The following is a 22,804-nucleotide window of genomic DNA, read 5'->3' as shown; positions in this document are numbered from 1 at the left end:
TCCTGTGTAAGCGAGCCGGTCAGAGCTCGCGGTGTTTTATAGCAAAGCGTTAAAAAAAATTGCGATGCAGCAATTTTTTAGCTTTACCTTTCTTTTTTCTCCAATCTGTCAGCCATCAAAGACAGCGGCCAGCAGACAATAAAATACATCATAAAAATCACGCCGTAAACTGCAATCGAAGCGGTAGGGATTGTAAGGCGGTTTGCCTCAATAATCTGCTGTCCGATTTTTACAACTTCAATTACGCCTACAAAGACAACAAGAGATGTTGTTTTAATCATGCGGGTAATCAGGTTCATGGAAAGGGGAACCAGTCGCTTGATTGTCTGCGGGATAATTATATAGAAGAAAATCTGTTTTTCTGTAAGACCGATGGCCCGGCCGCTTTCGTATTGGTGACGTGGAATTGATTCAAGGGAGCCGCGGACTAAATCTCCCATTTCGGCAGTGCCCCAGAGGGTAAAAACGATGATACTTGCGGCTTCTCCAGAAATTGAAAGGCCAAAGGCGTGGGTAATGCCAAAATAGGCAAGGAAAAGCAGTACCATTTGAGGCATGATGCGCATAAATTCAAGGTAAATATTGCAAATGGCTTTGATGATGCGGTTTTTGCGGGTCAAAATGATTCCGAAAACAAAGCCCAGCAGAATGGAAAGAAGAACCGATACTGCTGCAATCCAGATTGTAACCCAGAGTCCGCCCATAAGTCGGGGAAAGTTTTTTCCCTTAAAAAGAACGCTGAAGGCGGTGGAAAGTGCTGTAAAAAAATCCTGATTTTCCATAGCGGGCTAACCTCGGTAAAAATTCAGCTTCTTTTCTATAACGCGTGATATTATAGAAACCGGAAGCAGAATGATAAAATATGCAATAACTAAAAGTAAAAGCGATTCTTCTGTTTTGTAATAAAGTCCGATTAAATCTTTTGCAACGTACATAAGGTCTGCAAGGGCAACAGCACTGAAAACCGAAGTTTCCTTAAGCAAAAAGATGATGTTTGCAACGACGCCCGGAACTGAAACAGCCACTGCCTGAGGCAAAACCACGTAGCGAACAATCTGCAGCTTATCCAGGCCTATGCACATTCCGCTTTCCAGCTGGGCTCGGCCTACAGTTTCAAGGGCACTTCGGAAAGTTTCTGCCATGTAAGAGCCCCCCAAAAAGGTGAGTCCTATAATTCCGCAGGCCTGGCTTGAAAGTTTAATCCCAAGGCGGGGAAGGGCAAAATACAAAAAGAAAAGCTGAATCAAAAGTGGTGTGTTTCGTGAAAGTTCTGTGTAGACTCTTACGATTACATTTAAAACAGGGATTTTCCAGTAGCGCACGATTGCACAAAAAATCCCTGTTACAAAAGAAAGTATTATTCCGATTAAGCCAATCCGAAGGGTGAGGAAGGTTGCCTCAACGTACATCGGAATGACTTCTTTTATAAAATTGATGTCCATAAACTTTTTTATGCCCCGAAGTTTTTCGGAGCTTGTTTATCCTACAATTTTCCGCCTTCTACTACAAGACTGTCAGCATCAGAATCTGCACCGTAAACAGAGCGAAGGGTTGCTTCGTAATCAGCATGGAAGAAGTTTTCTTTACCAAGTTCTACGATTTCGTTGTTGAGCCAGTCGAGCAGATCCTTGTTGCCTTTCTGAACGGCACCTGCAATTGAATCAAGGCTTCCGATTGAGTCAGCGCCTGCACCCACAGCAAACTTAGGATTTTCAATAGCCCAGGCAAGAACTTCTGTGTTGTCTGTAGAAAGACCGTCTCCGCGTCCGTCAAGAAGAGCATTGTAAGCTTCTGAATACTGGTCAAACTTCAAAAGATTGATTTTCGGATAGTTTTTAGAGAAGTAGCTTTCTGCTGTTGTTCCCTTTGCAATAATCAAAGTTTTTCCGTTGAGCTGAGCTGGATCTGTTACCAGAGCTGATTTTGGAGAAACGATTCCCAAAGCAACTTTCATGTATGGAAGGGCGAAGTCAACTTTTTCTGCACGTTCAGGTGTTACTGTGAAGTTAGCAAGAACAAGGTCAACCTTGCCAGTTGTAAGAACTTCTACGCGGGCAGCAGCTTCTACCGGCACATACTTTACTTTTACTCCAAGGTCTTTTGCGATGCGGTTTCCAAAGTAAACATCGTATCCCTGATATTCGCCGTTTTCATCAACATATCCGAAAGGCTTTTTGTCGCTGAATACAGCAATCTTAATTACCTTGCTTTTTTTGATTTCTGCAACTGTACGTCCAGTTTTTCCTTTTGCAGAAAGTGGTGAAAGTGCTGCAAGAGCAAGGGCTGCAGCTAAAATAATTTTTCCGAATTTTTTCATAGGGCATCTCCTTTGTAAGGCGACCAGTCAGAGCCGCCTGTGTTTTTTTTGTTTTTAAGATACCTACTAAAACAGTAGGTAAACTTTATGATTTAGTTATACAGGTAATTACCTACTAAGTCAATAGGTTTTATAAAAATATTTTTTAAAATTGACACAATTGTTCATCTTGACTATGATAGCCGCAGAAATAAAAAAAGGAAAAACTATGAAGCAGATGACAATTGCCTATGCCGTAAAAGATGGCCTCTATCTTAATTTGACTAACCGCTGTCCTTGTGCCTGTACTTTCTGTATCCGCAACGAAGGTGATGGGGTTTATGGAAGTAATCCTTTATGGCTGGAACACGAGCCCTCTTTTGAAGAGGTTAGGGCAGCGCTTGAAACTGCTGATTATAAAAAATACAAGGAAGTTATTTTCTGCGGATACGGAGAGCCGACCGAAGCCCTGGATGTACTTTTGAAGACTGCCCGTTATATTAAGGCGAACAGCAGCGTGCGTCTGCGCCTTAATACCAACGGAATGGGAAACCTTATTCATTCCAAGGATATTACGCCTTTTTTTGAGGGGCTGATTGATGCAATTTCCATCAGTTTGAATACCAGCAATCCTGAAAATTATCTTGAAACTGTCCGCCCACGCTTTAAGGAAAAGGCCTTCCCGGCTTTGCTTGAATTCACCCGCCTTGCAAAAGAGCATGTGCCTTCTGTAACAATGACAACTGTTTCTACAACAATCACTCATGAAGATGAGGCTGCCTGCCAGAAAATCTGTGACGAACTTGGCGTAAAATACAGAATCAGGGAATTCAGCGGACAGAATGATCAGAATAAGACTGCATAAACGGCTCAACCTATCTTGTAAATAGGGAATTGCCGGTCCAGAAATACTGTGCTATAATGCTTTCTATGAACGAAGTATATGAATTTTTAAAGTCTTGCGGAACTTATTTTCTCGCAACTGATGATAACGGACAGCCTCGTGTTCGTCCGTTTGGAACTGTAAATATTTTCGAAGGAAAGCTTTACATTCAGACTGGAAAGTCTAAGAACGTGTCAAAGCAGATTCAGAAAAATGCCCGCGTTGAAGTCTGTGCTTCAAAAGGTCCTGAATGGATCCGCGTTGAAGGCGAACTTGTTCGTGACGACCGCCGCGAACCGAAAGTTGACATGCTTGAGCACTATCCTGACCTGAAAAAAATGTATTCAGCTGACGATGAAAACACTGAAGTTTTGTACTTCAAGAATGCCACTGCAACTTTCTACAGTTTTACAGCGGCTCCTAAGGTTGTAAAATTCTAAATACAATTTAAGGGTGCGCCCGGCACCCTTAAAGCAAAAGCTAATCATGCAGGACAAAAAGCCTGATTCCTTCCTGAGGGAACTTTTCCTTGATGTAATCTACTACTGTACGGATCTGCTTTTCCTTATCATCATCGCAGTAAGCAATGATGATGGAGTTTGTTTCCGGCCAGGTTGAAGTTCCAAGCTTGTAGGAATCGCCGCCACGGCCGTGAACAAGGGGCACAATAGTGTAGAAAAAATCCGGAATTGCGGCTTCAAGATTATTTATCAGGACTTCCTGCATGGACTGGTTTGTAAAAATTTCGGCTCTAATCATTTTTGCCTCCATTTTCTGATGGCTGACTTAAGGCTGTCAGTCTTTTCTGTAATTCATCATCAATCACAAATTTCTTTTTCTTATCTGCCTTCTGATTAAAAAGGGAATAAATTACAGGAATAATAAAAAGTGTTACGATTGTGCTGGAAGTTAATCCTCCGATTACACAAAGTCCAATCGGCTGGGTCATACTTGAGTTTGCATCTCCAAAGAAGGCCATTGGAACCATACCCAGCAGGGTAGAAAGAGTTGTCATCATAACCGGACGGAAACGGCTTGCGCCAGCTTCCTCACAGGCTTGCAGAAGAGGTTTTCCGCGCCGTACAAGAAGGTTTGTCTGGTCAACAAGGATAATTCCGTTATTTACGACAATTCCAATCAGCATAACAACGCCAATCATACTTACCATGCTGAAGGCGCTTCCCAAAAGAAGATGAATCAGAATGGCTCCTACAATCAAAAATGGCAGGGTAAAGAGGTTGATGAAAGGCTCTTTAAAGCTTTCGTAGGTTCCTGCCATTACGCCAAAAACAAGAATTACGGCAAGAATGATTATTAACAGGAAGATTTTCATCATATCCATTGTACTTGCCCAGGCTCCCTCGTAAGTGATAGAGATTCCGTCCGGGATTATCATGTCGTTTTTTACAATCTGCTTAATCTGATTTTCTACATCGCCGGCACTGGCATTTCCTGTAACACTGGCTGTAAGGTGAACTGTACGTACTTTGTTTTCTCGGCTGATTGAAACAGGACCTGTTCCGCGGACTACTTCTGCAAAGTTTGACAGGGCATAGCGGCCGTTACTTCCGGAAACATAGATTTTTTCAAGATCTGGAATGTCTGTCCGGTCATGGTCTTCAAGAAGAATAACAAGGTCATATTCGTCACCGTCGGCCCGGTAGGTAGTGGCGGTGTAGCCGTTTATTGAATAGTTGATTTCGTTTGCAATTGTGCTTACAGAAATACCAAAATTTGAAGCGCGGTCACGGTCAATTTTGATTTCAACCTGAGGAAGTCCGTCTTCAAGGTCAATTTCAGGCTCGGCAATCTCTGGGATTTTCTTTGTCATAAGTGAAGAAAGTTCCTTTGCGCTTTCCAGAATCTTATCCAGATTTGAACCGTGGAATACAATGTCGATGTCGCTTCCACTCATCTGCTGCATTCGTCCCTGGTCGAAGGTGAAGGTTGCGGTCGGGAAGTCATCAAAATGACGGCGGAGTTTTGCCTTTACACTTTCGGCAGTATCAATCTGCTTTGAAGCGTCTGGAAGATAAATTGAAATTGACCCTTTGTAAGAAGTATCAGAAGAAATCATGCCTCCAGAAGTTCCTGCAGAAACAACTATTGTTTCGTAACCCTGGATTTCGTTTTTGATGATTTCATAAAACTGGTCAAGAATGTTTTCTGTTTCAGAAAGCTTTGTTCCAAGCGGAAGTTCAACATTAAGTCCAACCGAAGTATCATTAAAATTAGACATAAAGGCGATTCTCAGCTGCTTAAATAGCAGGATTGATGAAGCAAGAATTGTAAAGGCAAGAAGAATCGTAACAAAACGGTGGCGTAAAACGTAGTGAAGGCCTTTTTTGTACTGTAATGTTACCCATTCAATAGCGCCGGCCGCCATTTTATCAGCTTTTTTCAGATGAGGATTTTTGATTGGGCGTTCCTTTCTGTTATCAACTTTAAGGAAAACGCCTGCAAGGACTGGAACTAAGAACATTGCTACAAAAAGAGATGATAAAAGGGCTATGATAATTACAATCATAAGGCTTGTAAAAAGCTCTCCCATCATATCAAGCTGGCTTTTGTAAACGAAGAAAGGGATAAATACACAGATTGTAGTCAGGTTTCCGGAAATTACAGAGCTCATAACCTCCTGACTTCCGATTGCGGCAGAAACTTTTGCGCTGGTTCCCCTCTGGCGGTAAACATAAATATTTTCAAGTACAACGACCGAGGCGTCAACAACCATACCAATTCCCAGAATTAAACCTGTCATTGTAATCATATTGAGGGTAATTCCGGTAAATACCATTGCAAGAACCGTGATTACGATACTGAATGGGATGGAAATTGCCATGATGATTGTTGATTTTCCGCTTCTCAAAAAGACGAAGAGAATTAAAACCGTAAGGATAAAACCTTCAAAAATTGACTTGATGAGGGAGTGGAGGGTGTCGCGGACACTTGTAGACTGGTCAGAAATTGTTACAAGGGAAACTCCTTCCGGCAGCACTTTTTCAATTTCTGCAATCTTTTTGTAAACGGCATTTGCAACGTTTACTGTGTTGCTGCCACTCTGTTTTTTAAGGCTGATATAAACGCCGGGTTTTCCGTTAATGTAAACTTCGCTCGTTGCATCCTCATAACCCATAAAGGCTGTGCCCACATCAGAAAGTTTTACGTCGTAGCCGTTTTTTGTACCAACGACGGTATTGTTTATTTCATCAAGAGATTCAAACTCTCCTGTGGTACGAACCATGTATTTTCTTGTTCCTTCCGAAACTGAACCGCCGCCAAGCTCAATATTCTGGCTTGCAAGAGTTGTGGCAATTCCTGAAAGAGTAAGTTCATAGGCATCAAGGCGGTTCTGGCTGAGTTCAACCCGTACAATTCTTTCGCGGCCGCCGCTTACACTTGCCTGGCTGATTCCTGCTGTCTGCTCCAGCATGTCAGAAACCGTGTCATCGGCTATTTTTCTAAGGTCGTCGGCAGAGCGGTTTCCGGTCAAAGAAAGGGTCATAACCGGCATGGCGTCGGAACTGAATTTGAAAATCTGAGGAGTGTTACAGTCGTCCGGCAGGGAGCCTTTTACCTGATCAAGCTTGTCGCGGATATCGTTTACTGCCTGATCTATGTCGGTTCCGTAATTAAACTGCAGGGTAATCAGGGACTGGCCTTCGCTTGAAGTTGAGGTGATTTCATCAAGATTACTTACGCTTGTAAGGCCGTTTTCGAGAATTTCGGTGACTGATTTTTCAACGGATTCAGGCCCTGCGTTTTTATAGGTTGTCATAACCATGGCAACGGGCATATCCATATCAGGCATAAGGTCAACCTGAATATTGCCAAGGGTAAAAAGAGCGACAATCGCAATAAGGGCAAAGGTACAGATTGTTAAAACCGGGTGTTGAAGAACTTTTTTTGAAAGACTCATTACTGACCTCCTTCTGCATTTTCTCTTTCCTGACTTCCGATTTCGCGAACTTTTACACCGTCAGAAAGCACCTGCATTCCGCTTGTGATGATTATTTCGTCGTCGTTCAGGCCTTCTGTTACTTCTGCAAGTCCGTCAACGGTGGCTCCTGTCGTGATGTTACGGCAGCTTACAGTTTTGGAATCTGCGTCGTAAACATAGACGAATTTCTGATTGTTCTGAGTCTGAATGCAGTCTGTAGGAATTGTGATTACATTTTCGTGCAGAACTGTATTCAATCGGATTTTTACATACATTCCGGCATTTATGCGGCTGTCATCGGTATCAAAAATAAAGTAAACCTGCTTGGAACGGCTTGTTTCATCTACAACAGGAGAGATTCTGAAAATATGAGCCGGAAAGCTTTCCTTTTTGTAGGCTTCAAGAGTTACTTCAGCCGTAAGTCCGTTCTGCAAAACTGCAATTTTGCTTTCCGGGATTTTACACTCAATCTGCAGGCTTTTAATGTTTCCTATTGTTGCAATTTCGCTGGAGGTTGAAACTGTAGTTCCGGTTGTAAGGGGAAGAGAAGTTATGTAGCCTTCAATGGGTGCATAAACCGGGCTGGAAGTGTAGTAAGTACCTGGAGATGAAGGGTCAACTTCCGCAATCAGCTGGCCTTTTTTAACGTAAGAGCCCAGTGTCACAGGAACGCGTGTCAGCTTTCCTGCCATATCAGGATAAACAGAAATGGTATTTTCTGCCTTTACAGTTCCGTTTAAGCGGAGATATTCCTGAAGGTCTGAACGTGTGATTTTCTGAGTTTTTACAGTATAAACAGTTTCTTCTGCAGGCGGCAGTTGCATTTTTCTTTTTGGAAGGCAGGCAAAAATAAAAAGAACTGCAAAAGCTCCCAAAGTCATTATGCCGTGTTTTTTAGTAAATTTCATAAAGATCCTCGCAAATGTGATTTATCTTTTCAGTGTAGTATGCTACACTGTCGGTAAATATATAGATATTTACTTATAAAATCAAGTTAAGTGTAGCATGTTACATTTAAAAAAGAGGGAAATTTCAAAAAAATGGAAGAAAATTTTTATAACGACGAAATAAATCCTGAATTTAGCGGAGATATTGGTTATATGCTGAAAATTGTTAACGATGCGCTTGAAAAAAAAGCCAATGAAACTCTCCGGAATGAGGATTTGACTCTTTCTCAGCTTAAGGTTCTGGGCTTTATAAATACAAAGGAAGAAGGGAAAACAACACAAAAAGAGCTGGAAGATGCCCTTGCAGTTTCTCATCCTACAATAAATGGAATATTAAAAAGGCTTGAAGCAAAAGGAATAATAGTTTCAGAGCTTTCTGTGAACAGGCGAATGACAAAAATTGTTGAACTCACAGAGGCAGGCAAAGAAATTGTTAGAAAGACAGAATGTCATCGCCTTGAGCACGAAAAAAGGCTTTCTAAAAATCTTAGCGCGGAAGAAAAGGCTTCTCTGCTTTTTTATCTGAAGAAGGTTTATGAAGGTCTGAAAGAGTAGTCTGTAACAGAGATTTTTCCTGTGGCTTTTCTAATATCCTGTGTTATATTACAAAAACAAAAAAGAAATGAAGGCCGCCCGGGAGTAGCATTTTCAGGAAGCTCATTTTTTTTCGTAGATATAAAATCTGGAGTGCCATTGTGAAAGGCCAGGAAAATGGGTAGGCCAGAGCTACTAAAAGGGCAGAAGAAGTTATATGCGTGATTACAAATAAATAAGTCTGACGAAGGGCAACAAAGCCAAGGAAGGTGAAGCTTGTAGGAAGAACTGTATACCCCAGTCCTTGCGAAATTTGTCCAAAAAGCATTGCACAAAAACAGAAGACATAAAAAGAAGCAGAGCATCTCATAAAAAGGCTGCCGTAACCTACAACCCCGGGGGTAGAATTAAAGAGGGAAATTAGGGGCTGGGCAAAAATTATGAGCAGGAGAGAAATCAAGAAAATGACAAAAAGACCTAGTAAAAGGGAGATTTTTATTCCTTTTTTTACCCTGTCGATTTTTCCCGCTCCGTAATTTTGGGCTGTAAAGGTTGTGGCTGCCATACAGATGCTTACCATTGGCAGAATTGTCAGCTGGTCGAATCTTGTATAAACTGCCCAGCCTGCCATACAGTCTGAACCGAAGACATTTATGTAGCGCTGCATGAAAGTGTTGGAAAAATTTAATATGCTGTTTGAAATTGCACTTGGAAGGCCAAGTTTTAAAACTGAGCGGACTACAAATCCCACACTGTATATTTGATTTGATATGGCAGAAAAAATTGCTTCGTTTTTTATTCGTTTGACTAGAATAATAAAGGCAAAAATTGCAGCTATTAATTCAGAAATGATTGTTGCCCAGGCAGCTCCTTCAAGTCCTGCCTTAAATTTTAAGATAAATATAAAGTCCAGAATTATGTTCAATACGACGGAAATCGAAAGTATGTAAAGCGGACGTTTTGAATCGCCAAGAGAACGGAGTATGCCCGTACAGATTCCGTAAAAAAAGATAAAGGTAAGGCCAGCAAAAAAAATACGGAGGTATGCGTCGGCCTTTGGAAAAACATCCTGCGGAACGGAAATCATCTTAAGCATTAAGGGGGCAATAAAAAATCCGGCAGCAGAAAGTATGATTCCCAGTCCAAGAGAAAACGGCAAAATTGTATGGATTGTTTTTCTGATTTTGCATCCTTCTTTTGCTCCGTAAAGGTGGGCTACAAGAACTCCTGCTCCGTTTGCAAGTCCGTTAAAAAAGCCTGTAAGCGTAAAAATAATGTTTGCGCTGGCTCCGATTGCGGCAAGGGAAGGTGTGTCGCAGTAGTTTCCTACAATCAGGATGTCTGTAGTGCTGTAGAAAAACTGAAAGAGGTTTCCAAGCAGAAGAGGTAGTGAAAATTTTACAAAGACCGGAGCAATTCTTCCGCTTGTCATATCCATAAAGCTTTTCCTGCCTTATGCGGCTAAATATTGTATTCGCCGATTGGAAGAATGCGGTGCAAAAACTTTTTAGTGCGTTCTTCTTTTGGATGATAAAAAATCTCCCTTGGGCTGCCTTCTTCCACTATAACGCCGCCGTCCATAAAAATAACCTTGTCGGCAACTTCTTCGGCAAAGCTCATTTCGTGGGTTACGACAATCATCGTAATGTTTTTCTGGGCAACCTTTTTAATCAGCTGAAGGATTTCTCCTACAAGTTCCGGGTCCAGCGCGCTGGTCGGCTCATCAAATAAAATCACTTCTGGATTTAATGCAACAGCACGTGCAATTCCAGCTCTCTGCTGCTGTCCACCCGAAAGTTTACACGGATAATAATCAGACCGGTCAGAAAGATTTACCCATTCAAGGGCTTCTCGGGCAATTTTTTCGGCTTCTTTTTTATTTACATTGCGGGCAATTGTAAGTCCCGCCATAACGTTTTCCAGCACGGTCATATTTGAAAAAAGATTATAATTCTGGAAGACAAAGGCCGTCTTTTTAGTAAGATTAAGTACATCCTTTTTGGAAGGTTTTGCACTGTCAACTTTTATTCCCGCAACCTGGACTGTGCCGGAATCAGCTTTTTCCAGAAAATTTATTGTACGGAGAAGGGTAGTTTTTCCGGATCCGCTTGGGCCAAGAATTACGGTAACTTCTCCTTTTTTTACTTCAAGACTTACCCCTTTAAGGATTTCTTTTTTATCAAAACTTTTTCTGATATCTGTGATTTTTAATAATGGTTCGCTCATACAAAAGCTCCTTTTCTGAATTTTTTACTGTAATGCTCGTATTTTCTAAGCGAAAATTCCACGATTATGTTTATGCCCCAGTAAATCATTGCGGCGGCAAGATATGCTTCAAAATATGAATAAGTAATGTCTGCAGGCTTTGTACAGCCTACCATAATGTCCACAACTCCAATAGAAATTACAACCGAAGAGTTTTTTATAAGTCCCAGAGTCAGGTTTGTAAGGTTTGGCAGGGCAATAGGAATCAGCTGAGGAATAATTACATGCAGAACTATCTGATGCTCCTTCATTCCAATGCTTTTTCCGGCTTCCCACTGTCCTTTTTCAATTCCCAGAAAGGCTGTTCTCATAATTTCTTCCATACCGCAGATTTCTGAAAGTGTGAGGGCAAAAATAGCAATCCATAAAAGGTTTATATCCTGCAGATTTCTCTTCCAGTGAAAAAAAGCCTGCCAGCTTGAATAAAACAAAAGAAAAATCAGATTGTAAATGAGCATGGCAATTATAACCGGCACGCCCCTGTAAAAAGTTACAAAGGCTGTGATAGCCTGACTTGCAATTTTTACTTTTTTGTAGCGCAGATATGCCAGGAAGGTGCCTACTAAAAATCCAATAACAAGCGGAATTAGAATAAGCTTTATTGTATTTGGAATATAAATAATTCCGTTTTTAAAAGAGTCTGAAAATGCCTTAAAATCAATATCCATTTCTTGCTCCGCTTAGTGCCATTTTTCAAGGCGATTTTCTATCCGTTTGAAAAGAAAATTCAAACTCAAACTTATGACAACGTAAATCAAAAGTGCCACAAGATATGGTTCCAGAAAATGACCGCTGCTTGTTCCTACAGATTTCGCTCTTCCCAAAACATCAAGGATGCCTAAGAGGTAAACAAGCGACGTTCCCTGAAAGAGTCCCACAAAATCGTTTCCAAAGGCTGGAAGCACGATTCTTGTCATCTGTGGAAGAACAACGTAGCGGTAAGTCTGGAGTTCCTTAAAGCCTAGACTCTTTGCGGCTTCAAACTGGCCGGGCGGAATGGCTTCTATAGAACTTCTAAACATCTCTCCGACGAAGGCTGTCTGATTTAAGCCATAGGCTATGTAGGCAAAAATCAGTTTATTCCAGCGGTTCGCATTTATTCCAAAAATATCTAAAAATTTTGGAACAAAATAATATGCAAGCATGAGCTGAACTATAAGCGGAGTGCCCCTCATAAAAGAAATGAACACTGTTGTGAGGTGATACAAAACAGGTGTTCTTTTTATGCGGATTTGACTCTGCAAAAATCCAAGTATAATTCCCGTAAGTGTTGCCCAGAAAACTACAAGAAGACTTATCCAAAGGCAGGGAATTATCTGAACGAAGGCAGACCAGACTCTGCTCCACTTAAAGTAGTCAACCATGCTTCCCCTCTCTCTACTCCGATTCTGTGTAATCGCCGCCAATTACAGCGATTGAAATCTCACGAAGCTTGCCTGATTTTTTAAGTTCGCGGATTGCACCGTCAAAGGCATCACGAAGTTCTGTATTTCCCTTCTGGAAAAGGAAGTAAGTGCTTGAAGTCTGAACCGGTTTACCTGTGATTTTAAGGATATCGCCATATTCCTTGTTTCTTGATTCAACATCACGTTTTGTAGAAACTGTAAAATCCCAGCGGTGACTCTTAAGACCAGCCATTCTTTCGTCTGTAGAAAGGTTTCCTGTTTCAATTTTGATTTCTTTTCCAGGATGTTTTTTGTTGAAATCTTCAAGATACCAGAGAGAATTGTCTCCGTTTGAAATATAGGCAGTTTTACCGCTCAGATCTTCAAGAGAATTAATTCCCTGAGTTTCTTTCAAAACAGTGATGTAGGTAATAAAAGTTGTGTAAGTTTCTTTTGTAAACTCGTAGCGTTCATAGCGGTCAGGGTTATACTCAATCTGCTGGGCAATAGCATCGTACTTTTTCTGAGAAAGACCGGAAAAAAGGCTGGTGAACTGAGTTGGTTCATATTCGAATTCATACTGAGGCAAAAGCTCATCAATTGCGCTCAAAACTTCATACTCGTAGCCTGCAAGTTTTCCTTTTTCATCAATGTAGCAGTAAGGCTTGTATGCGTTACCAACTGCAACCAGAATTTTCTTTGCTTTAGGCTTTTTTTCCTTTGCTGCAAATACCGAAGAAGTCATTGTCGCTGCAATAAGTGTTGCAATAATAATTTTTGTGATTGATTTTTTCATATGATACCTCCGTACTGGTTTAATGAAACCTAGTGATATAGTAGGTATATATTTTTTATAGAACTTTGCCTAATATAATTTTTTTATAAGAGTTATAGGAAAAAGCTATAGGTCTTTTTTACTATTTCAAATTCAAAATCTTTTTAATTACCGAAATGTAGTGAAGGGCAGTTTTATCCATTTTAACGTCTTTTTTTGTTATGTAGCCAAGGCTGAAGCTGTGGGAAAGGGCATCATTCGGGTTTTTGAGGGGAATGGTTACAAAATCTTCGGTTTCTTCGTTGCGGGTTTCGTCGGAAAGAACGCCTGAAAGGAAGGTGAAGCCGTTTAAGTTTTTTAAGAGGTTTAATTCTGTGGCGCGGTCGGCAACGGTAATGGGCTGGTCCAGGTTATAGTTTTTGATTATATCATCTGAGAAAAAGGATTTTACATCGTCGGTGTCAAAGGTAACAAAGTGATAGGGAAGCAGGTCTTCCAGAGAAATCCATTCATTCCTGGAAAGAGGATGATTTTTGTGGATGTAAACAAAAGCACTGCATTCTGTAAGGTGAGTAAAAGTCAGGTTGTTTTGTGCCAAAGCCCTTGCAATTTCTTCCCGGTTTTTGTCGCTCAGGTAAAGGATTCCTATGTCGCTTTTGCCTGTGGCAACGTCGTCTATTACGCTCAGAGCCCGCATTTCGCGGAAGGAAAAATCGTACTGACTGCGGGTGAATTTATTTACTACTTCTATAAAGGCAATCCGGGCAAATTCGTAATAAAGGGCAGATACTGAAAAGCTTTTCTTTACAGCGCTTGTGTATTTTTTTACAAGGCTTTCATAGTTCTGAAAAAGAGCTTTGGCATCCGAAAGAAATTCGCCTCCTTTTTCGGTCAGGCTTGTTCCCCGCGAGGTTCGTCTGAAAATTGCAAAACCAAGTTCTGCTTCCAGGTCGTGAACGCTGCTTGTAAGGGAGGGCTGAGAAATAAAAAGTTTTTCGGATGCCTTGTTAAAGGAGCCGCAGTCTGCGACTCCCAAACAATAGCGAATCTGCTGAATTGTCATAATAATTATGAGAAAGCGTTAGGGATTGGAGCACCTGCGAAGCAGTACCGCTTGCGGTATGAAGCGATAGCGGAAGTGCGCAAAGCCCGACCTGCCGCGAAGCGGCAGGGAACGCCCTAGTTAAAGCGCTGAACTGCTACAGAGTAAATATCTTCTATCAGCTTGATGCCGCCGCGGTAGCCCACGTAAGAAGTATCCATTACGACGCGATCCTGGAAAGGCCAGGCGATGTTCAGAAAGTTTCCCTTGAGTTCGCCGGTGATTTCCTTGTCGAAGTAGCTTCCGAGAACCAGAGGATATCCGTGGTAATCGTGCTTTTTGATTTCTTCGTGAATCAGATAGCTGTCTGTTGTGAATGCAACTTCAGCCTCAATTCCGTAGTTGAGCTTTTTGAATTCCTCTGCAATTGCAGCCTGATACTCTTTTGGAGTGTCATCTGTTACAAACTGTTTTGCAGGAAAAAGTCCAAGGTCATTTACAAGGAACTTTGTTGCTGCAAGAGCATACTGTGCATCTGCTACAACAGAGAACTGCTTGTTAATAACGCGGTTCTCAAGGAAGAGGTCAGCATAACGTTCAATCAGATAATAGAAATATTTTTCCTGTTCTGTAATAACAGCTTCAACTTTTTCTGATGGAACCTTTGCTGCTTCTCCCACTGCACGAAGGAACTTGCTTGTTTCTGTAGCTCCAATTGGCAGAACAGGGTAGTGAAGATAAGGAGTTCCGAATTTCTTTTCAAGTTTCTGAACATTTTTCAAACCAACCCATGGTGAAACAAGAAGGTTAAGGCTTGCTTTTGGAACAAGATCAATATTCTTAATTCCGCGGTCGTAGCCAAAGATTGTGTTTGGAGTAAGTCCAAGCTCGCGTACAAGGTTTTCCAGTTCACGAAGATTTCCAAGCCAGAACAAATCCTGATAAGGAACATCTGCCCAGATGTTTACAAGACCAGGAATTTTTTCTGTATTTTTTCCGTTTACACCTTCTACCTTTGGAAGATACTGCTCGATGATTGCATCAACAACCTGCTCGTGGCCCTTATAATTGTTTCCCTTAAAGCCTGCTGTACTTGCAAAAATTACAGGCTTTGAAGCATCTTCAAACTGGCTTACAACTTCTGCCGAATCATCACCTACGATTTCTGGAATACAGCCTGTAAGAACTACGTACAAATCTGCATCAATTACCTTAAGTGCATTATCAATGGTGCTCTTAAGTTTTTTTACGCCTCCAAATACTACATCCTTTTCGTTGATACTTGTACAAGGGAAGATGTTTGGAGAAAAATATCCTGAGCTTCCTGTTCCATCCGAAAGCTTCTGAGCACATCCTGGTCCTGAATGAAGAACCGGAATTGCCCGTGTTATAGCCTGCACAGTCTGCATAGAAGCAAGTGCACATTTATATCGCTGTTTATCTAGTAATTTTGCCATTTTCTTTACTCCTGTGTAAGCCCGCCGGTCAGAGCGGGCGGTGTTCCATAGCAAAGCGTTAAAAAAAATTGCGATGCAGCAATTTTTTAGCTTTACTTACCTGCCTTTTCATTTTCAAAGAACTGGTCAACGTTCTGTTCATACCACCAGTCGGTGTATGGAAGCTTTACGCGGCTTGCAAGGTTCTGTTCAAAACTTCGGTTGCGGATTGAATCCAGAATTGTTTTTGCAAATTCCAGTGTATGCTTGTAACCAAAAATCATGTATTCGTCGGCAACGTAAACAGCCGAAGTACCGTTTTTGATTGCCCATACAGTGGAACCCGGATGGCGCGACAGATACAAATCCGGCTTGTATTTGTGAAGAATATTCATAACTTCGTAGTTCTGCTGGTCAGAAACGCTTGCTTCAAAGTTAATGTTATTCTCCAGCAGATACTTCATGCTAGGAGGTACATCGCCGTTTTCGTATTTCTTGTCGTAGTGCCATGCCAGTGCCCACACAACTTCAATTCCAAGCTCATTAAGAACGCGGCTTACTTCAAATGTGTAGCCAGGTCCCATACCAATTACAGCACGCAAACCTTTAAGTTCCTTTTTGATTTCTTCAATCTGAGGAATATAAATGGCACGCTGCTCTTCAATGTATTTTTCAACCTTTTCAGAACGACCAGTTACACGGCCAATTTCACGCAGCCATGTTTCAAAACCAACAATACCGCACTGGTTGATTGAGCGCACATAAGGAACGCCGTATTTTTCTTCCAGACCGTTTCCAAGGTAGTTACCCAAAGTACCACAGATACATGTTGTAGCAAGAGATTCAGAAAGGTGAGAAAGTTCTTCAATAGTAGAGTTACAGTAAAGGAAAATTGGCTCAAGATCGAAGTTCTTGAAAATCTCGATGATTTCAGGACGAGCGCTTTCGTAGAAGTTTTTAAAGTTAATTGTATTGCGCTTCTGTTTTGGAGGCTGAACAATAGAACTCAAAACTGCATGGTCAGCAATATCAAAACCTGTAGCCCAGATTCGTGATTTAAAGCCTTCGCAGTGAACAGCTACAACAGGAACATCAATTTCTGCCTTTACATCATCTACAACACTGTCAATGTCTTCACCAATAATTCCGGTTGCACAAGAAGAAGAAACAAAAATTGCTTTAGGCTTGTAGCGGCGGTTTACTTCAAGAATGATTTCACGAAGTTTATTTGTAGAACCAAAAATTGTGTCCTGCTCGTTCATGTCAGTTCCAACATAAACAGTGCTTGTGGTAACTCCACGTTTTTTAGCCATTACTTTATCAAGGTAGTAAGTTCCGGCAGCTGCTACAGAACAACCTGCTGGACCGTGATGAATCAAAGCAATGTCGCGGATGGCCGAAAGCTGACCAAGGGCACAAGACGAAAGACAAGAACTTGACTGGCTGAAGCAGCGTGAACATCCCTTAAGAGTTCCGCATTCAGATTTTTCTGCAAGATCCTTCAAATCACCGATGTAACCGGTAATTGATCCAATTCTGTTTTCACGTGTTGCCACGTTGGAAGAGTTTGTATTAATTGCCATTTTTTGCTCCTATAATTTTAGGTGGTAGGTTCTAGGGGGGGGGGAGGGGAAGGCCTTCCCCTGGTTCGCACTTTGTTGCTCACCACCCCTTCGCCTAGGGGTTGCACCCCCTAAGACCCTGCTTAGAACGATGCTTTCTTTTCAACGTCCTCACGTACACGCTGCAAATCTTCGCTCAGATATCGCTCACCGTTGTCCGGCAAAAGCGGAACAATCAGCTTGCCCTTGTTTTCATCTTTAAGAGCCTGTCTGATTGCAATTGCAAGCGCCGCACCGCTCGAAGCGCCAACAAAGATTCCTTCGTAATGTGCCAGAAGGTGGATTGCGCGCAAAGTTTCTGCATAAGTGATAGTTTCGTATTCATCAACAACTTTGTCGTTGAAGTTTGTAGGAGCCATTGGATTCAAGCCATTTTCGTCGTGAACCGCATGAATTCCGTGGAAACCGCCGTCTTCTACACCCTGAACTACAGGATGCTCAACGTCTGCTTTGTCTGGCTGTGCAATTACAACCTTTACGTTCTTGTTCTGTTCCTTAAGGTATTTTCCAACACCGTGAGTAGAACCACCAGTTCCAACACCACCTACAAAAATATCAACCTTACCGTCTGTGTCTTCCCAGATTTCAGGACCAGTGTGGCGGTAGTGGGCACCAGGGTTATCTGGATTAGAAAGCTGGCGGGTAGTCCAGCTGTTTGGAGTAGAGTCCAGCATCCACTGGTAAACGTCGTTGAATGCTTCAATGCCTTTTTCAAATACGCCTGCAATCAGTTCTTTAGGAGGATTTACAAGCTCAGCACCGTATGCTTCCAGAAGCTTTTTGCGTTCGACAGAAACACCTTCCTGAATGCCAACCTTAAACTTGTAGCCCTTAGCCGCTGCAACAGCCGCAATACCAATTCCCATGTTTCCCGAAGTAAATTCAACAAGAGTAGTTTTGTCCGGGCTGATTTCTCCGCGCTTTTCAGCTTCTTCAATAATTTCAAGAGCCGGTCTGTCCTTATGAGAGCCCGCCGGATTAAAGTATTCAAGCTTTCCCGCAATGCGACCCTTTAATCCAAGTGCCTTTTCCAATCGATGAAATTCCACCAGAGGTGTATGTCCAACAAGTTCCGTTATCGAGTTATAAATCTTTCCCATAAAGACCTTCTCCCTGCTACAAGTTTTTATTACCTACTAAACTAATAGGTAAGAGTAATGTAATGATATTAACCTACTTAGTCAATAGGTAATAAAAATAAAATTTTGCTTTTTTTGGGGGAGGGTGAGTGAGTTTACCTATAGAGTCTTATCTGATAAACTAAATAAAATGTGGAAAACAAGGATGGGATGTCTGACAGTTTTATCAGACATCCCGATTTTTTTACCACCACTCAAAGAAGAGTCCGGCCAGCGGAGAAAGCACAATCATTATGCATGAAAAAGTAAATGACTCAATGGAAATGAGGGTTGCCCTCTGCTCTGACGGGAACATGTCCTGAAGGCGAGCGTTTGTCCGCACCTGCAGGGCGTCATCGGCAAGGGCTGCCAGAAATCCGCCCAAAGTCATAAGGAGGTAAAGTCCTGAATGTTCAAGCGCGATTCCTGAAAAAATTATCAGCGTAGAGAGTGCAAAAACCGTGCGGTAAGGCAGTTTACCTGCGAAAAGAATGATTCTTGCCCCGATAACTCCGCCTGCCTGCAAAAAGAGAAGAGCCGGTCCCAGAGCCCAGCTGGGGATTCCCGCCAGAGGAAGCTTTGCCTGCAAAAAGAACAAAAGCAGAATGTCCATCGCACCCACAAGGGAATTTATGAACATCATTGCGATTGCCTTTCGGGCTTCTTTCAAGAAAAGAAGACTTTGCTTAAAACACTTGCTGATTTCCTTCCAGATATGGAATTCTTTTGCCGGAGCTTCAAGCCGCACTTCAACAAGACCTGCGAGCAGGAAAAGCTGAATGAAAGATGCAAAAACGCCGGTTGAATAAGCGATTTTGTAGCCTAAAATCAGGGCAAAACCTGCGGTCAAAGTCGAAAGACCTTCGCACGCACGGTAAATGACAAGCTGATTCGAAGCATATTTTTCAAAACGCTGCTCTTCTCCCACAGATTTTAATGAATCATAGGCAAGTGCATCGCCGGAACCGGAAGAAAAATTGTAGCACAGGGCATGAAGTCCAATCGAAATACATACCATGGCAAAATTGTTGGAGAAAATCATAACGATATCGCCGGCCATTCTCATGAGGCAGGAAATAACGAGCGTCTTTTTGCGGCCGAATACGTCTGCCAGAACGCCCGAAGGAATCTCAAACAGAATGCTTACGATATGAAAAATCGTTTCGGCAAAGCCAATCTGAGCAAGAGAAAATCCACGATAAGCAAGAATCGCAACCCATGCTCCAGAAAGTGAAATCTGCCCTAAAATTGCAGATGAATATAATCGTCCTATCTGTTTTTTAATGTTTAACATAATATGCCACCTTTTTACGGTAAAAAATTTGAAATAAAAACGTAAAAAAGGGGAAAGTGAGTATGTAAATGTAATTGGATTTTAGAAAAAAGGACTTAAAAAAACACAGTTTTCTGAAAAAGACCCACTACCCCTATGACAGGGTAGAGAAATAGCATTTTTCTAACAATAAAACTGGTGTTTTCCACATAATAAATTCATCTTAAGGCATAGAAAGTGATATGTCAAGAAAGATGATTGGGCTTTATTATGCATTTCATCGGGAATTTTCTGCATCTTATTTGAAATTTGTGATAATTTCTTATTTTTTCTTTTATAATAAATAAATCATTGTAAAGGAAGTCATATATGGAATTCATCAAGGCAAGCGAAATCAAAGAACTTTCAAATCCGGGCGTAGTCTCGCGCCAGCTTTTAAACCCGGAAAATTCAAGCAGTGAGCGCGTGACTATTACCGAAGTTCATCTTATTCCGGGAGCGGTACAACCGCGCCACACTCACGACGCTTCCGAGCAAATCTGGTACGCCACCAAAGGTTCCGGCAAACTTCTTCTTGCTGACGGCAAGGAAAAGGAATTCAAGGCGGGGGACGTTGCACGGTTCGCTGACAAAGACGTTCACGGACTTTTGAACGACGGCGACGGAGAATTTATTTACGTTTCGGTAACGGCACCTCCAATCAATTTTGGCTACGCATACAAGGACAAAAGGTAGAAGGAATTAAAATGACTAGAATTTATTTTGTGCGCCATTGCAAGCCGGACGGAAAAATCAAGGATGACAGAAACCGTCCATTGACGGAAGAAGGCCTTGAAGATTCAATCAAGGTGGCAGAAATTCTCAAGGACAAAAAAATCGACGTCTTTATCTCAAGCCCCTACAGGCGGAGCTATGATTCAATAAAAAAAGCCGCCGACTCATACGGCATGACAATCCAGACTGACGAACGTCTCCATGAACGCAAAGCTGGAAAAGACGGCAACAATCATGAAATGTTCAAGAAACGTTGGGCTGATTTTGCCTATGCGGAAAAAGACGGAGAATCCATTGGAGCCGTTCAAAAAAGAAACATCGAGGCGCTCAATGAAATTCTTGAGAAATATGAGGGCAAGAACATCGTCATCGGAACTCACGGGACGGCGCTTTCTTCCATTATAAACTACTATGACAAAACTTTTAACGGCGAAAGCTTTATGAAAATCATAGACTTTATGCCCTGGATTCTAAAGATGGAATTTGACGGAAAAAAATTCCTTTCAATGGAAGATGTATTCCATATCTACAAGGAATATAAAGAAGAATGAGGGTGACAGGATAGGGAGGAAAAAATGGTGAAGGAATTGATTGTAAAATACAACGAGCTGACAGCAGAGCAATTTATAGAGCTTTGGCAGGCAGTTGGCTGGGGCGAGGGACCTGCACTGGAGCAGACCCGGCTTGCCATGGAACACACTCTTTTCAGGGTTTCGATATTTGACGGTGATAAAATAATTGCAATGGCCCGCGTAATCGGGGACATGGGACTTGATTATTATATAAAGGATGTTGTTGTGAGACCGGAGTATCAGGGCAAGGGCCTTGGACGGATGCTCATAAACGAGATTTTGAAATTCATCAGCGAAAACGGAATAAAGGGGACGGATATTTTTGTTGAACTTTGCGCAATGCCGGATAAGATTCCCTTCTATAAAAAACTCGGCTTTGACTTCAATGAAGCTCAGAGACTTATGCTATTCCAAAAGGCAAAATAACAAATCACATAGTATGGAAGGTAAATCAAAATGCAGATAAAGAAAACGGACCAGAACGACATTGAGACCTTGATGCAAATCCGCCTTGAAATGCTGCGGATTGTAAACGGCCTTGATGAAAACGCACCCTTTGACAAAACTCTGGTCGAATGCAGCCGCGAATATTTTTTGAAGGGCGAGCAGACGACAGTTTTTGCAATGGACGGAGATAAAATCGCAGGCTGTGCAAGCCTGAGCTACATCAATGTCATGCCCACCTTTGACCATCCCACGGGAAAGAGGGCGCATCTTATGAACGTCTACACAAGGGCTCAATTCCGCAGGCGCGGAGTTGGAAAAATGATGGTTGAGTATTTGATTGAAGAAGCAAAGTCCCGCGGCGTTACGGAAATCAGCCTTGACGCGACACAGATGGGACATCCGCTCTACAAGAGCCTTGGCTTTAATGACAACGGCGAGGGGATGAACCTGTCGCTTTAAGGATGCAGAATTGAAAACAGCATTTATTTTAAAAGACTATTTTTCTTATGAAGACAAAGAAAGCATTCTGGCTCAGATGCAGGCTCATTCAAAAGAATGGGGCGCGATTCCCTTTTTGCTTTCACTTTTAAAAGATGGCTCTTTCCACCAGAAGCTTGGGAAAGGCAGCTTATATCTTTTGCTTGACGAAGAGAAACTTACTGATGGCAAATTTACCATCGCCTCTTTTTTAACATTTTGCGACAGGGATGAAATTGAAAGCAATCTCAAACCATGGATTGGATTCGTGTTCACAGCTCCAGCCTATCGTGGCCGTCATCTTGCAGGACAAATTATCGAACACTGCATGAATAATGCCGCTACTCTCTACCCGGAATCAGAATACGTTTATGTTTCATCAGACGAAAAAGGCCTTTACGAAAAATACGGTTTTGAATTCGTTGGAAAGATGAAAAGTGTCTGGGGAGAAGACTCTGGAATTTTCAGAAAAAAAATAGAAAAGGAAACAGACGAAATCTCTTACAAGACACTTAGTCCTGCAGATTATGATGAGCTTTGGGAACTCTGGAATCAGGTTGAGCAGACAAAGCGAGCCTTGAATTCTGTGGACGACAGCCGCGAAGGAATCACCCGCTACATGAAGCGTAATCCCACTACATGCTTTGCAGCAACAAGCGGCGGAAAAATCGTCGGCGCGATTCTCACAGGTCACGACGGGCGAAGGGCAATCATCCACCATCTTTGCGTACATCCAGATTTTCAACGCCTGGGAATCGCCCGCGCACTTGTCGATAAGGCGGAGGAAGCCCTAAAAAAAGAAGGAATCACAAAGGCCTTTGGCCTTGTCTTTAAAGACAACGACAAGGCAAATTCATTCTGGGAAAAGATGGGCTATTCGCTCAGAACCAATCTAAATTATCGCAACAAAAGCCTGAACGCGGATGTTCCGACAGGAGAATAGGGCGATTAGAATCTTTCTTTACTGATTTTCTTCTTGCTATTATTATTTTACTCGGTTGTAACCGAGTCGAAAATA

The 22,804-nt window shown here is 42.0% G+C and carries 24 protein-coding genes; 8 read left to right on the top strand and 16 right to left on the bottom strand.

Annotation, left to right across the window (positions count from 1 at the left end):
* Positions 1 to 83: 83 nt before the first annotated feature.
* Genes T530_RS0107470 through T530_RS0107460 form a run of 3 tightly spaced genes read right to left on the bottom strand, consistent with a single transcriptional unit; the run spans position 84 to position 2,317 of the window.
* Positions 84 to 782, bottom strand: coding sequence for an amino acid ABC transporter permease (locus T530_RS0107470; RefSeq protein WP_027728468.1), 699 nt, complete (start codon positions 780 to 782; stop codon positions 84 to 86).
* A gap of 6 nt (positions 783 to 788) precedes the next feature.
* The gene (locus T530_RS0107465; protein ID WP_027728467.1) at positions 789 to 1,442 is read right to left on the bottom strand and encodes an amino acid ABC transporter permease; all 654 of its coding nucleotides are present in this window, start codon (positions 1,440 to 1,442) and stop codon (positions 789 to 791) included.
* Between the two features lie 41 nt (positions 1,443 to 1,483).
* Positions 1,484 to 2,317, bottom strand: coding sequence for a cysteine ABC transporter substrate-binding protein (locus T530_RS0107460; RefSeq protein ID WP_027728466.1), 834 nt, complete (start codon positions 2,315 to 2,317; stop codon positions 1,484 to 1,486).
* Between the two features lie 208 nt (positions 2,318 to 2,525).
* On the opposite strand from T530_RS0107460, the gene T530_RS0107455 reads away from it, so the two are divergent.
* Together T530_RS0107455 and T530_RS0107450 are read left to right on the top strand one after the other, a co-directional pair.
* Entirely contained in the window at positions 2,526 to 3,161 is a 636-nt protein-coding gene (locus tag T530_RS0107455) for a TIGR04100 family radical SAM protein (RefSeq protein ID WP_027728465.1), read from the top strand.
* 65 nt (positions 3,162 to 3,226) lie between these two features.
* A complete protein-coding gene (locus T530_RS0107450) occupies positions 3,227 to 3,619 on the top strand; it encodes a pyridoxamine 5'-phosphate oxidase family protein (protein ID WP_027728464.1) in 393 nt (130 codons plus the stop codon).
* A 40-nt stretch (positions 3,620 to 3,659) separates the two neighbouring features.
* On the opposite strand, the gene T530_RS0107445 is transcribed toward T530_RS0107450, so the two are convergent.
* From T530_RS0107445 to T530_RS0107435, 3 genes are read right to left on the bottom strand one after another with little or no spacing between them, the layout of a single operon-like run.
* Entirely contained in the window at positions 3,660 to 3,938 is a 279-nt protein-coding gene (locus T530_RS0107445) for a PG0541 family transporter-associated protein (protein WP_009103640.1), read from the bottom strand.
* The gene (locus tag T530_RS0107440; protein ID WP_027728463.1) at positions 3,931 to 7,098 is read right to left on the bottom strand and encodes an efflux RND transporter permease subunit; all 3,168 of its coding nucleotides are present in this window, start codon (positions 7,096 to 7,098) and stop codon (positions 3,931 to 3,933) included. Before T530_RS0107440 ends, T530_RS0107445 begins: the two co-directional genes overlap by 8 nt.
* Positions 7,098 to 8,027 (bottom strand): efflux RND transporter periplasmic adaptor subunit, encoded by a 930-nt coding sequence (locus T530_RS0107435; protein WP_027728462.1) that lies wholly within the window; start codon positions 8,025 to 8,027, stop codon positions 7,098 to 7,100. Before T530_RS0107435 ends, T530_RS0107440 begins: the two co-directional genes overlap by 1 nt.
* A 132-nt stretch (positions 8,028 to 8,159) precedes the next feature.
* Here T530_RS0107435 and T530_RS0107430 point away from each other — a divergent pair, with 132 nt between their 5' ends.
* Complete coding sequence (locus T530_RS0107430; RefSeq protein ID WP_027728461.1) at positions 8,160 to 8,621, top strand: MarR family winged helix-turn-helix transcriptional regulator; 462 nt, start codon at positions 8,160 to 8,162, stop codon at positions 8,619 to 8,621.
* 43 nt (positions 8,622 to 8,664) lie between these two features.
* Here T530_RS0107430 and T530_RS13885 read toward each other — a convergent pair whose 3' ends face one another.
* The 10 genes from T530_RS13885 to T530_RS0107380 form a co-directional block, all read right to left on the bottom strand.
* Positions 8,665 to 10,038, bottom strand: coding sequence for an MATE family efflux transporter (locus tag T530_RS13885; protein WP_051537893.1), 1,374 nt, complete (start codon positions 10,036 to 10,038; stop codon positions 8,665 to 8,667).
* A 23-nt stretch (positions 10,039 to 10,061) separates the two neighbouring features.
* A complete protein-coding gene (locus T530_RS0107420; RefSeq protein WP_009103663.1) occupies positions 10,062 to 10,826 on the bottom strand; it encodes an amino acid ABC transporter ATP-binding protein in 765 nt (254 codons plus the stop codon).
* Positions 10,823 to 11,533: an amino acid ABC transporter permease gene (locus tag T530_RS0107415; RefSeq protein ID WP_027728460.1), complete on the bottom strand. Its 711-nt coding sequence runs from the start codon at positions 11,531 to 11,533 to the stop codon at positions 10,823 to 10,825. The genes T530_RS0107420 and T530_RS0107415 overlap by 4 nt, the downstream gene beginning before the upstream one ends.
* A gap of 12 nt (positions 11,534 to 11,545) precedes the next feature.
* The gene (locus T530_RS0107410; protein WP_027728459.1) at positions 11,546 to 12,229 is read right to left on the bottom strand and encodes an amino acid ABC transporter permease; all 684 of its coding nucleotides are present in this window, start codon (positions 12,227 to 12,229) and stop codon (positions 11,546 to 11,548) included.
* Between the two features lie 13 nt (positions 12,230 to 12,242).
* Positions 12,243 to 13,046 (bottom strand): transporter substrate-binding domain-containing protein, encoded by an 804-nt coding sequence (locus tag T530_RS0107405; protein WP_027728458.1) that lies wholly within the window; start codon positions 13,044 to 13,046, stop codon positions 12,243 to 12,245.
* Positions 13,047 to 13,167: 121 nt separating this feature from the next.
* Complete coding sequence (locus tag T530_RS0107400; RefSeq protein ID WP_027728457.1) at positions 13,168 to 14,088, bottom strand: LysR family transcriptional regulator; 921 nt, start codon at positions 14,086 to 14,088, stop codon at positions 13,168 to 13,170.
* Positions 14,089 to 14,204: 116 nt separating this feature from the next.
* Complete coding sequence (locus T530_RS0107395) at positions 14,205 to 15,524, bottom strand: nitrogenase component 1 (RefSeq protein ID WP_027728456.1); 1,320 nt, start codon at positions 15,522 to 15,524, stop codon at positions 14,205 to 14,207.
* Positions 15,525 to 15,616: 92 nt separating this feature from the next.
* On the bottom strand, positions 15,617 to 17,086 hold the full coding sequence (locus tag T530_RS0107390; RefSeq protein ID WP_027728455.1) for a nitrogenase component 1: 1,470 nt from the start codon (positions 17,084 to 17,086) through the stop codon (positions 15,617 to 15,619).
* Between the two features lie 122 nt (positions 17,087 to 17,208).
* Positions 17,209 to 18,225 (bottom strand): PLP-dependent cysteine synthase family protein, encoded by a 1,017-nt coding sequence (locus T530_RS0107385; protein ID WP_027728454.1) that lies wholly within the window; start codon positions 18,223 to 18,225, stop codon positions 17,209 to 17,211.
* A 223-nt stretch (positions 18,226 to 18,448) separates the two neighbouring features.
* Positions 18,449 to 19,537, bottom strand: coding sequence for an MFS transporter (locus T530_RS0107380; RefSeq protein WP_027728453.1), 1,089 nt, complete (start codon positions 19,535 to 19,537; stop codon positions 18,449 to 18,451).
* Between the two features lie 348 nt (positions 19,538 to 19,885).
* Here T530_RS0107380 and T530_RS0107375 point away from each other — a divergent pair, with 348 nt between their 5' ends.
* From T530_RS0107375 to T530_RS15110, 5 genes are read left to right on the top strand one after another with little or no spacing between them, the layout of a single operon-like run.
* Positions 19,886 to 20,251, top strand: a complete 366-nt coding sequence (locus T530_RS0107375; RefSeq protein ID WP_027728452.1) for a cupin domain-containing protein — start codon at positions 19,886 to 19,888, stop codon at positions 20,249 to 20,251.
* Positions 20,252 to 20,262: 11 nt separating this feature from the next.
* Positions 20,263 to 20,841, top strand: a complete 579-nt coding sequence (locus tag T530_RS0107370; RefSeq protein WP_027728451.1) for a histidine phosphatase family protein — start codon at positions 20,263 to 20,265, stop codon at positions 20,839 to 20,841.
* 24 nt (positions 20,842 to 20,865) lie between these two features.
* Entirely contained in the window at positions 20,866 to 21,288 is a 423-nt protein-coding gene (locus tag T530_RS13880; RefSeq protein WP_038074034.1) for a GNAT family N-acetyltransferase, read from the top strand.
* A 30-nt stretch (positions 21,289 to 21,318) separates the two neighbouring features.
* Positions 21,319 to 21,768: a GNAT family N-acetyltransferase gene (locus T530_RS0107360; protein ID WP_027728450.1), complete on the top strand. Its 450-nt coding sequence runs from the start codon at positions 21,319 to 21,321 to the stop codon at positions 21,766 to 21,768.
* Between the two features lie 10 nt (positions 21,769 to 21,778).
* On the top strand, positions 21,779 to 22,729 hold the full coding sequence (locus tag T530_RS15110) for a GNAT family N-acetyltransferase (RefSeq protein ID WP_156011579.1): 951 nt from the start codon (positions 21,779 to 21,781) through the stop codon (positions 22,727 to 22,729).
* Positions 22,730 to 22,804 lie beyond the last annotated feature (75 nt).

Origin of the sequence: Treponema sp. C6A8, assembly GCF_000619925.1 — a bacterium.
GTDB lineage: Bacteria > Spirochaetota > Spirochaetia > Treponematales > Treponemataceae > Treponema_D.
The sequence above is the reverse complement of the archived record's forward strand: the minus strand, read 5'-3'. Positions and strand labels throughout refer to the sequence as shown.